The sequence below is a fragment of the uncultured Amnibacterium sp. genome (genome assembly GCF_964244015.1).
Lineage (GTDB): Bacteria > Actinomycetota > Actinomycetes > Actinomycetales > Microbacteriaceae > Amnibacterium.
The window spans coordinates 1-9,169 of the sequence record NZ_CAXTHO010000119.1 but is presented as its reverse complement, the minus strand read 5'-3'; the positions used below and the strand labels follow the sequence as shown (position 1 = coordinate 9,169).

At 72.1% G+C, this 9,169-nt stretch carries 8 protein-coding genes; 2 read left to right on the top strand and 6 right to left on the bottom strand.

Annotated elements, in window-relative coordinates; all coding sequences use genetic code 11:
- From glnA to ACFE67_RS12345, 3 genes are all read right to left on the bottom strand, one after another.
- Window positions 1-1,397 (bottom strand): type I glutamate--ammonia ligase (gene glnA, locus ACFE67_RS12355; RefSeq protein ID WP_375407178.1); only part of this gene is annotated, 1,397 nt, incomplete at its 3' end.
- Between the two features lie 209 nt (window positions 1,398-1,606).
- The gene (locus ACFE67_RS12350; protein WP_375407177.1) at window positions 1,607-2,029 is read right to left on the bottom strand and encodes a J domain-containing protein; all 423 of its coding nucleotides are present in this window, start codon (window positions 2,027-2,029) and stop codon (window positions 1,607-1,609) included.
- The gene (locus ACFE67_RS12345; protein ID WP_375407176.1) at window positions 2,026-2,721 is read right to left on the bottom strand and encodes a DUF4191 domain-containing protein; all 696 of its coding nucleotides are present in this window, start codon (window positions 2,719-2,721) and stop codon (window positions 2,026-2,028) included. Before ACFE67_RS12345 ends, ACFE67_RS12350 begins: the two co-directional genes overlap by 4 nt.
- Window positions 2,722-2,794: 73 nt before the next feature.
- On the opposite strand from ACFE67_RS12345, the gene ACFE67_RS12340 reads away from it, so the two are divergent.
- Window positions 2,795-3,931: a hypothetical protein gene (locus ACFE67_RS12340; protein ID WP_375407175.1), complete on the top strand. Its 1,137-nt coding sequence runs from the start codon at window positions 2,795-2,797 to the stop codon at window positions 3,929-3,931.
- Between the two features lie 56 nt (window positions 3,932-3,987).
- Here ACFE67_RS12340 and sucB read toward each other — a convergent pair whose 3' ends face one another.
- From sucB to ACFE67_RS12325, 3 genes are all read right to left on the bottom strand, one after another.
- Window positions 3,988-5,511, bottom strand: coding sequence for a 2-oxoglutarate dehydrogenase, E2 component, dihydrolipoamide succinyltransferase (gene sucB / locus ACFE67_RS12335; RefSeq protein WP_375407174.1), 1,524 nt, complete (start codon window positions 5,509-5,511; stop codon window positions 3,988-3,990).
- Window positions 5,512-5,592: 81 nt separating this feature from the next.
- Complete coding sequence (lpdA, locus tag ACFE67_RS12330; RefSeq protein ID WP_375407173.1) at window positions 5,593-6,966, bottom strand: dihydrolipoyl dehydrogenase; 1,374 nt, start codon at window positions 6,964-6,966, stop codon at window positions 5,593-5,595.
- 101 nt (window positions 6,967-7,067) lie between these two features.
- Entirely contained in the window at window positions 7,068-8,573 is a 1,506-nt protein-coding gene (locus tag ACFE67_RS12325; protein WP_375407172.1) for a leucyl aminopeptidase, read from the bottom strand.
- 88 nt (window positions 8,574-8,661) lie between these two features.
- Between ACFE67_RS12325 and ACFE67_RS12320 the strand changes: the two genes are divergently transcribed.
- Window positions 8,662-9,169, top strand: a 508-nt coding sequence (locus tag ACFE67_RS12320; RefSeq protein ID WP_375407171.1) for a PAC2 family protein, incomplete at its 3' end; no start/stop codon positions are given.

The window sequence follows — 9,169 nt, the reverse complement described above, 5'->3', positions numbered from 1 at the left end:
CGGGCGGCGAGGGGCTTGATCTCCTTCTCGCGCTTGTACTCGATCCACGTCTCGATGACCTCGGGGGTGAACACGTCGCCCGCGGTCAGGTAGTCGTGATCGGCCTCGAGCGCGTCGAGGACCTTGTCGAGCGAGCCCGGCACCTGCGGGATGAGCTTCGCCTCCTCGGGCGGCAGCTCGTACAGGTCCTTGTCGACCGGCTCGTGCGGCTCGATGCGGTTCTGGATGCCGTCGATGCCGGCCATTAGCTGCGCCGCGAAGGCCAGGTAGGGGTTGCCGGAGGCGTCGGGGGCACGGAACTCGATGCGCTTCGCCTTCGGGTTCGTGCCCGTGATCGGGATGCGGATCGCCGCGGACCGGTTGCCGGCCGAGTAGACCAGGTTGACCGGCGCCTCGTAGCCCGGGACGAGGCGGTGGTAGCTGTTCGTCGTCGGGTTCGTGAACGCCAGCAGCGACGGCGCGTGGGCCAGGATGCCGCCGATGTACCAGCGCGCGAGGTCGGAGAGCCCGCCGTAGCCGGCCTCGTCGTAGAACAGCGGCTGCCCGCCGTTCCAGAGCGACTGGTGGGTGTGCATGCCCGAGCCGTTGTCGCCGAAGAGCGGCTTCGGCATGAACGTCGCCGTCTTGCCCCACTGCTTCGCCGTGTTCTTGACGATGTACTTGAACTTCAGGATGTCGTCGGCCGCGTGCACGAGCGTGTCGAAGCGGTAGTTGATCTCCCCCTGGCCGGCGGTGCCGACCTCGTGGTGGGCGCGCTCGAGGATCAGGCCGGCCTCGATCAGCTTCAGCGAGATGTCGTCGCGCATGTCGGCGTGCTGGTCGACCGGCGAGACCGGGAAGTACCCGCCCTTGTAGGGCGTCTTGTTGCCGAGGTTGCCGCCGATCTCCTCCCGGCCCGAGTTCCACGCCGCCTCGGACGAGTCGACCTTGTAGAAGCTCGACCCCTGCGAGACGTCGTACCGGACCTCGTCGAAGATGTAGAACTCGGCCTCCGGCGCGAAGAACGCCGTGTCCGCGATCCCGGTGGAGGCGAGGTAGTTCTCCGCCTTGTGCGCGATCTGCCGCGGGTCCTTGGCGTAGATCTCGCCGTTGCGCGGGTTGTAGATGTCGAAGACCAGGATCAGCGTGCGCTCGACGCGGAACGGGTCGATGTACGCCGTCGAGATGTCCGGGATGAGCTGCATGTCGGACTCGTGGATGTTCGCGAAGCCGCGGATCGACGAGCCGTCGAACAGCTGGCCGACGGAGAAGAACTCCTCGTCGACGGTCGAGGCGGGGATGTTGAAGTGCTGCTGCACTCCGGGCAGGTCGGTGAAGCGGATGTCGAGGAACTTGACGTCCGTGTCCTTGATGAAGGTGATGACCTCGGACGAATCGGTGAACTTCGGATTGGGCATGAGGGGATGTTCTCCAGAACAGTGCGGACGGAACCGGGCGTCCGAGGGCGGACGCCGGGCGCACCACCAGCCTATTGACCGGCGTGCCGCTGGATCTCCGTATGAGAAACCGTCACAAGCACGAAACATGCGGTGTGGTCCGCACCCGCGCATCGGCCCGGATGCCCGTCATCCTCCGTTCACGGCCGCGGTGCTTCGAGGCCGTGGCGTCAGGGGGTCGTGGAGATGCCCGGGGCGTCGAAGGAGCGGCCCGCGAACGCCTGCTGCGCGCTGACCAGCGCGATCAGCAGGAAGGCGAGCATCGCGAGGACGACGAGCGAGCCGCCGAGTCCGCGGCCGGGCACCTGCCGGAAGCGCGGCCCGTCGTCGTCGCCCGGTCGCGCGACCCACTCCGTCGGCTCCCACGGAGCCGCGGGCCGATCGGCGACCAGGGTGTCCCTGGCCAGCGTCAGTCGGGCGAACGCGTCACCGGCGGCCTGGCGGCCCGCCTCGTCCGCGCCCGTCAGCAGATCGGGGTGCGTCCGCCTTGCGGCGCGGAGGTAGGCGCGCTGCACCTCCTGCACCGGCGCGCTCTCGGGCACGCCCAGCAGCGCTGCGGCCTCGCCACGGGGCATCGACGCCGCGGTCGTCACCGACGGACGGGGCGCGTCTTCGTGGGGTCGATGCCCTTCGGCACCGGCACGCCGCCCGCGAGGGACTCGAGTCGGTTGCTGACCGCGAGGACCTCGGCGCGGGTGAGCTTGCCCTTCAGGCGACCCAGGCTGCGGTTGATCTGCGCGAGCCGGATCGCGTCGTCGTCCGGTCCGACGCGGAGCACCGACACGGGCGTGTTCGGCGCGACGCGGGTGACCTTCCTGCGCTCCTCGTCGAGGAGGCGCTGCGTCCTGCCCTTCGGGCCCTCGGCGATGAGGACGACGCCCGGCTTGCCGACCGCGCGGTACACGGCGTCGCGTGTGCGCGGGTTCACCGCGACCGGGATCTCGCTGCCCCGCCACCCGCGCCGCAGGGTGGCTCGCAGCACGGCGCCGACGGCGCCCTGCTGACCCTCCATGCGGTTGTAGGCGGCGCGCTCGGCACGGCGGTTCATGACGATGAGCGCGGCGAGGAAACCGGTGACGGCACCGAGGACGATCCAGAGGATCCTGCCGAACACGCCCTCGGTCGCCACGATCGCGAGCACGACGCCGACCAGCACCGGGACGAGGAATGCGAGGAGCATCCACCAGATCAGGCTGGAATCGACCTTCCTGGTCATCGTGAAGACGTTGAGGAGCTGCTTCGCGCGGCCCGGCTCCTTGGCCGGGCGACCGGTGGATCGAGCCATGAGAGCAGCGTATCCGCTCCTCCACAGGCTCGAGGAGGTGGAAGCGCCGCGGATCGGGCCAGGCTGCTGCGTCATGACCTCCACCGACCTGCTCGAGACCACGACCGTCAGGCTTCGACCCGACCGCACCGAACCGCTCGAGGCGCTCATCGCGGCGGCCGGACCGCATCTCATCGCCGTGCTCGACGTCGGCTCCGCCGCGAACGGCGACCTGCTGGTCGTGCTGCCCGCGCCGGCGGCGCGACTGCCCGAGCTGCAGACCGCGCCCGGCGGGCTCACCGCCGGGGAGGCGGTGACCGTGCTGGTCCCGCTCGCGCAGGCCCTGCACCGGATACATGAGCAGGGCGTCGCGCACGGCGGGATCGGTGCACCCGCGGTGGTGCTCGACGCCGACGGCAGCCCGGCGTGGGCGGCGCCGGAGTCCCCGACGCTGCTCAAGAGATCGGGGCCCCTGCGATTCGAGGACCGCGTCGCCGCCGATCGGGCCGCCTTCCGCGGTCTGTGCACCGCCCTGCTGGATCCCGTCGGCGTGCGGATCCCGGAGGGGGACCGGCCGGAGGTCCTGGCACGGGTGCTCTTCGCGCTCGCCCCGGCCGAACCGGTGCGGCTCGCGCGACCGGGCGAGTCATGGCTCGTCTCGACCCCGGCGCGACTGGTTCCCGCCGTGCCCTCATCGCCTGCCCCGTCGGCGTCGGAGCGGCTCGGGCCGCTGCCGGTCGTCGTGCTCGCGATCGCCCGGACGGTGCGGGCCCGCGTGTGGCTCGCGCTCGGCGCCGTCACGGCCCTGCTCGTCGGCGCACTGCTGGTGCTGCCCTCCGGCGACGACATGCGGCCGGCAGCGGCGGCGGATCGAGCTGCGCCGTCGCGGTCGACGACGGTCGTCCCGGATGCGCAAGTCATCGTCGCGCGGAGCCTGGACGGGCGGCGGGCGATCCCCGCCCTGCTCGCGGAACGCGACCGCTGCCTCGCCTCCGGCAGCGCAGCGTGCCTGCGCCGGGTCGACGCCGCCGGCTCCCCGGTCCTGCAGGCCGACCTCGACGCGGTCAGTGCCGGCACGGACGCCGTCAGCGTCGACCGGACGAAGCTCAAGGTCGCGGCGGGGGACGGCGGCACCGCGCTCGGCACCTCGGCGGAGGCGACCGTCCTCGCGGTCAGGGAGCGGACCGGCTGGCGGCTCCGCGACGTCGTCGCGCCGCCGCCCGAGCGCTGAGGCGGACTCTCCGTTTTGTAGGACGAGTCGTCCTACAAAACGGAGAGTCCTGGGCGTCAGATGCCGAGCGAGCCGCGGAAGTCGCCGGCTTCGAGGCGCTGCTTGACCGTGGTCAGGAAGCGGGCGGCGTCCGCGCCGTCCACGATCCGGTGGTCGTAGCTGAGCGCCAGGTACACCGTGGAGCGGATCGCGATCGACTCGCCTCCGTCAGCGGTCGCGACGACCGCCGGCTTCTTCACGACCGCACCGGTGCCGAGGATCGCGACCTGCGGGAGGAACACCAGCGGGGTGTCGAACAGCGCGCCGCGCGACCCGGTGTTGGTGATCGTGAAGGTACCGCCGGCGAGCTCGTCGGGCTTCAGCTTGTTGTCGCGCGTCCGGCCGGCCAGGTCGGCGATCTGCGCCGCGAGCTGCGCGATCGACAGGCCGCCTGCGCCTCGGATGACCGGCGTCAGCAGGCCGCGTTCCGTGTCGACCGCGATCGACACGTTCTCGGTGTCCGGGTAGACGATCGAGTCGCCATCCACCGTCGCGTTGATGATCGGGTACTGCTGGAGGGCCTCGATCGCCGCCAGAGCGAAGAACGGCAGGAACGACAGCTTCTGCCCGGACTTCGTCAGGAACTCGTCCTTCACCGAGGCGCGCAGCGTGGCGACCGCGGTCACGTCCACCTCGACGACCGTCGTCAGCTGGGCGGTCGACTGCATGGAGACGACGGCGCGCTCGGCCACGACCTTGCGCAGCCGCGACATCTTCACCGTCGTGCCGCGCAGCGGCGACGGCTCGGCCTGCTTCGCCGGGGCAGGCGCTGCGGCCGCCGGCTCGGCAGCGGGGGCGAGCGCCTCCGCGGCGGCGATGACGTCCTCCTTGCGGATGCGACCGCCGACCCCGGATCCCGTGACGGCCGACAGGTCGACGCCGCGATCGTTCGCGAGCTTGCGGACGATCGGGGTGACGTAGGGGGCTGCCGCGTGCGATCCGCCGGGCTCGGCGACGGGGGCGGCCGGCTGCGGGGTGGGGGCAGGCGCCTGCTGGGCTGGGGCCGGAGTGGGTGCCGGTGCCGGTGCCGGTGTGGGCGCCGGTGCGGGAGGGGCCTCCTGCGCGGGGGCGGCCGTCTGCTGGTCGGTACCGACCGGCGCGTCCACCGAGGGCACCGGCTCCGGGGCCGGGACCACCTCCTGCTCGAGGCTCGGCTCGCTGTAGGAGCCGCCCGCGGTCGCGTCCTCCTCCGGCACGGAGTCGGGGACCTGATCGGGTGCGGGCTCCGGGGCCGGCTCGACCGGCGCCTGGTCCGCCTCCTCGGGCTCGGGTGCGGGCTCGCTCGCGGACGAGCCGGAGCCCGATCCGTCGCCGATCCTGACCAGCTCGGCGCCGACCTCGACCGTCTCGTCCTCCTGGACGAGGATCTCCTCGATCACACCGGCGACGGGGGAGGGGATCTCGGTGTCGACCTTGTCGGTCGAGACCTCGAGGAGGGGCTCGTCGACCTCGACGGAGTCGCCGACCTGCTTCAGCCAGCGGGTCACCGTGCCCTCGGTGACGCTCTCGCCGAGCGCCGGAAGGGTGACGGACTCACTCATCGGATGGTTCCTTTCGGGAGCGGCGGCGATTCCGCCAGGCGTCGTGCGGGCGGACGCGTTCGCATGGTCGCGTCCGTGTGGTCAGAGTGCGTGCAGCGGCTTGCCGGCGAGCGCGAGGAAGGCCTCGCCGAGGGCCTCGTACTGCGTCGGGTGGCCGTGGAGGTACGGCGCGACGTCCTCGGGGTAGGCCTCCCAGTTGACGACGAGCTGGGCCTCGCCCACGAGCTCGCCGACCCGGGTGCCGATGCCGTGGACACCGACGACCGGCCCGTCCTTGACGCGGACGACCTTGATCGAGCCGGAGGTGTCGAGGATCTCGCTCTTCGCGTTGCCCGCGAGGCTGTAGTCGTAGGCCTGCACGGCCTCGCGACCGTACTGCTCGACGGCCTTCACCTCCGTGAGGCCGACGGAGATGACCTCGGGCTCGCAGTAGGTGATGCGCGGGATGTTCGTGTCCGAGACGACCGCGGGGTTCAGCCCGGCGATCTCCTCGGCCACGAAGATGCCCTGCTGGAAGCCGCGGTGTGCGAGCTGGAGGCCGTAGACGATGTCACCGACCGCGTAGACGCCGGGCAGCGAGGTCTCGAGCCGCTCGTTCACGGTCACGAAGCCGCGGTCGAGCGTGACGCCGGCCTCCTCGAAGCCGTTGCCCGCGGTGGACGGGCCCCGCCCGACCGCGACGAGCAGCAGCTCGGCCTCGATGACCTTGCCGTCCTCGAGCGTCACGACCACGCCGGTGTCGTTCTGCGTCACGGACTTGAAGCGGATGCCGAGCGAGAACTGGATGCCGCGCTTGCGGTACGCGCGCTCGAGCGCCTTCGACAGCACCTCCTCCTCGTTCGGGATGAGGTGGGGCAGCGCTTCGATGATGGTCACGTCCGCGCCGAATGAGCGCCAGACGCTCGCGAACTCGACGCCGATCACGCCGCCGCCGAGCACGGCGACCTTCTTCGGCACGTGATCGAGGTCGATCGCCTGCTCGGAGTCGATCACGCGGCCGCCGAGCTCGAGGCCGGGCAGGGACCTCGAGTACGACCCGGTCGCCAGGACGATCTTCTTGCCGGTGATCGTCTGGTCGCCGACCTGGACCGTGGTCGAGGAGGTCAGGCGGCCCGCACCGTCGATCGTCGTGATCCCGCGCGCCTTCAGCAGCGACTGCAGGCCCTTGAACTTCTTGGCGACGATGCCGGTGCGGTACGAGGTCACACCGGCGATGTCGACGGAGTCGAAGGAGGCCCGGATGCCGTAGTGGGCCGAGTCCTTCGCCGTGTCCGCGACCTCCGCGGCGTGGAGGAGGGCCTTGGTCGGGATGCACCCGCGGTGCAGGCAGGTCCCGCCGACCTTGTCCTTCTCGATCACCGCGACGGAGCTGCCGAGTTCCGCCGCGCGGATGGCTGCTGCGTACCCGCCGCTGCCGCCGCCGAGGATCACGAGGTCGAAGGACTGGTCTGGCACGTCGTCGGTACTCCCGTTCTCGTCGCTGGGCGCGACCGAGGGCGAGCGTCCCGCGGGTCTTCACCCGGAGCCAGGCCCCGCCCCGGAGCGCCGGTGAGACCCTACTCCTCGACGGGTGCGGGAAGGCTCTGGGCCGGCGTCTCGGCGGCGATGTCCTCGAGCAGCGCGACGAGCGTCCTGACCATGGCTCCGGTCGGTCCGGCGCCCGTCGACCCGTACGGCGCGCCCTTGTTCTCCGCGGCACCGGCGATGTCGAGGTGCACCCACGGCACGGGCGTGCCGTCCTCGCGCTCCGGGACGAACTCGCGGAGGAACTGCCCGGCGACGAGCGCGCCGCCGGCGGTGTTGCCGATCTTGACGTTCGCGATGTCGGCCACGTCGGAGGCGAGGATCGCGCGCAGCTCCTCCGGCAGCGGCAGGTGCCAGACCAGCTCGCCCGCGCGTGCGGCTGCCGACCGCGTGCGCGCGACGAGGTCGCCGTCACCCATCGCGCCCACGTATCTGGTGCCGAGGGCGGTGATCACGGCGCCGGTCAGGGTGGCGACGTCGACGATCAGGTCGGGGTGCTCCTCGCCGGCGATGACGAGACCGTCCGCCAGCACCAGGCGCCCCTCCGCGTCGGTGTTCAGCACCTCGACGGTGCGACCGCCGCGGATGCGCAGCACGTCGTTCGGGCGGATGGCGCTGCCGGACGGCATGTTCTCGGCGATGCAGAGCCAGGCGGTGACGGCCACCGGCAGCTCGAGCCTGGCCGCCGCGGCGACCACGGCCAGCACCGTCGCCGCCCCGGTCATGTCGTTCTTCATGCCGACCATCGAGACGGCCGGCTTGAGGGAGAGGCCGCCCGAATCGAAGGTGATGCCCTTGCCGACGAGGGCGACCTTCGTGGCCGCCCCCTCCGGCTCCCACCCGATGCGGACCAGCCGCGGCGGCCGGGTCGATCCGGCACCGACGCCGAGGATGCCGCCGAAGCCGCCTTCGGCGAGCGCCTCCTCGTCCCACACCCGCGAGGTCGCGCCCGTCTCGGCCGCGACCCCGACGGCCCGGTCGGCCAGCACGACGGGCGGGAGGTCGTTCGCGGGCGCGTTGACCAGGTCCTTCACGAGCGCGACCGCTTCGGCGAGCACGGTCGCCCGGCGGACGGCGGCGGGCGCCTCGGCCCGCCCGAGCACGGTGATCCGGGCGACGGGGGCCTTCTGCGCGGCGAGGCTCTTGGACCGGTAGTCGAGGTAGGAGTACGCGCCGAGCGCAGCGCCCTCGAGCGTCGCGGCGAACACGCCGTCGTGCTCCGCCGGCAGCGCCAGCGCGACGTGCGCGACCCCGGCGAGCCTGCGGATCGCGGTGGCGGCGACACCGCGGGCCCCGTCCGGATCGAGCCCGCGACCGATGCCGACGAGCAGGATCGACCCGGCCGCGAACCCGGTGCCCGGGAGCCGGGCGGCGTCGCCGGTCGCGCCGGTCAGCCCGATCGCGGCGAGGTCGAGGTCCGGCAGCGGGGCGCCGAGCAGCTGCGGCCCGTCGTCCGAGCTGCGCACGGCGAGCACGACGACATCGGCCCGAACCTCCTGCGGCGCGACGGCGGAGACGGCGAGAGCGGGGGCGACCATGCCGAGGAGCCTAGGGACGCCCCGCTGACCGCCGCGGCAGCCGACCGAGCACGACCGGGGCTGCCCGCCTCCTCGGTAGAATCGTGCGATGCGCGCGCCCGAGGATCTGTACGAGCTCACGCCGGAGGCGGAGCAGGTGCCGCAGGGTCTCCCGCTCGTGGCGGGGCTCACCGGCTTCGCGGATGCGGGCTCCGCGGTGCAGCAGCTCGGGGAGTACTTCGCCGACACGAGCGCGCCCGTACCGGTGGCCGTGTTCGACGACGACGAGCTGCTCGACTACCGCGCGCGCCGGCCGGTCATCGACTTCGACGAGGACCACATCGCCTCGTTCACGCCGCTGTCGCTCGTCCTCAGCCTCTGCCGGGATGACATCGGCCGTCCCTTCCTCCTGCTCTCCGGGTACGAACCCGACTTCCAGTGGAACCGGTTCGCGGCGGCGGTGATCAGCCTGATCGACCGGTTCGGCGTGACGTCGACCACCTGGGTCCAGTCCATTCCGATGCCCGTGCCGCACACCCGGCCCCTCCAGGTGACGGTCGGAGGCACCAGGCAGGACCTGATCGACTCGATGAGCGCGTGGCGGCCCACCACCCGCG

What these genes read in the sequence shown, in the direction of transcription:
- ACFE67_RS12325 (WP_375407172.1), bottom strand. Translation starts at nt 8,573, where the DNA reads ATGGTCGCCCCCGCTCTCGCCGTCTCCGCCGTCGCGCCGCAGGAGGTT.
- ACFE67_RS12340 (WP_375407175.1), top strand. Translation starts at nt 2,795, where the DNA reads ATGACCTCCACCGACCTGCTCGAGACCACGACCGTCAGGCTTCGACCC.
- sucB (WP_375407174.1), bottom strand. Translation starts at nt 5,511, where the DNA reads ATGAGTGAGTCCGTCACCCTTCCGGCGCTCGGCGAGAGCGTCACCGAG.
- ACFE67_RS12345 (WP_375407176.1), bottom strand. Translation starts at nt 2,721, where the DNA reads ATGGCTCGATCCACCGGTCGCCCGGCCAAGGAGCCGGGCCGCGCGAAG.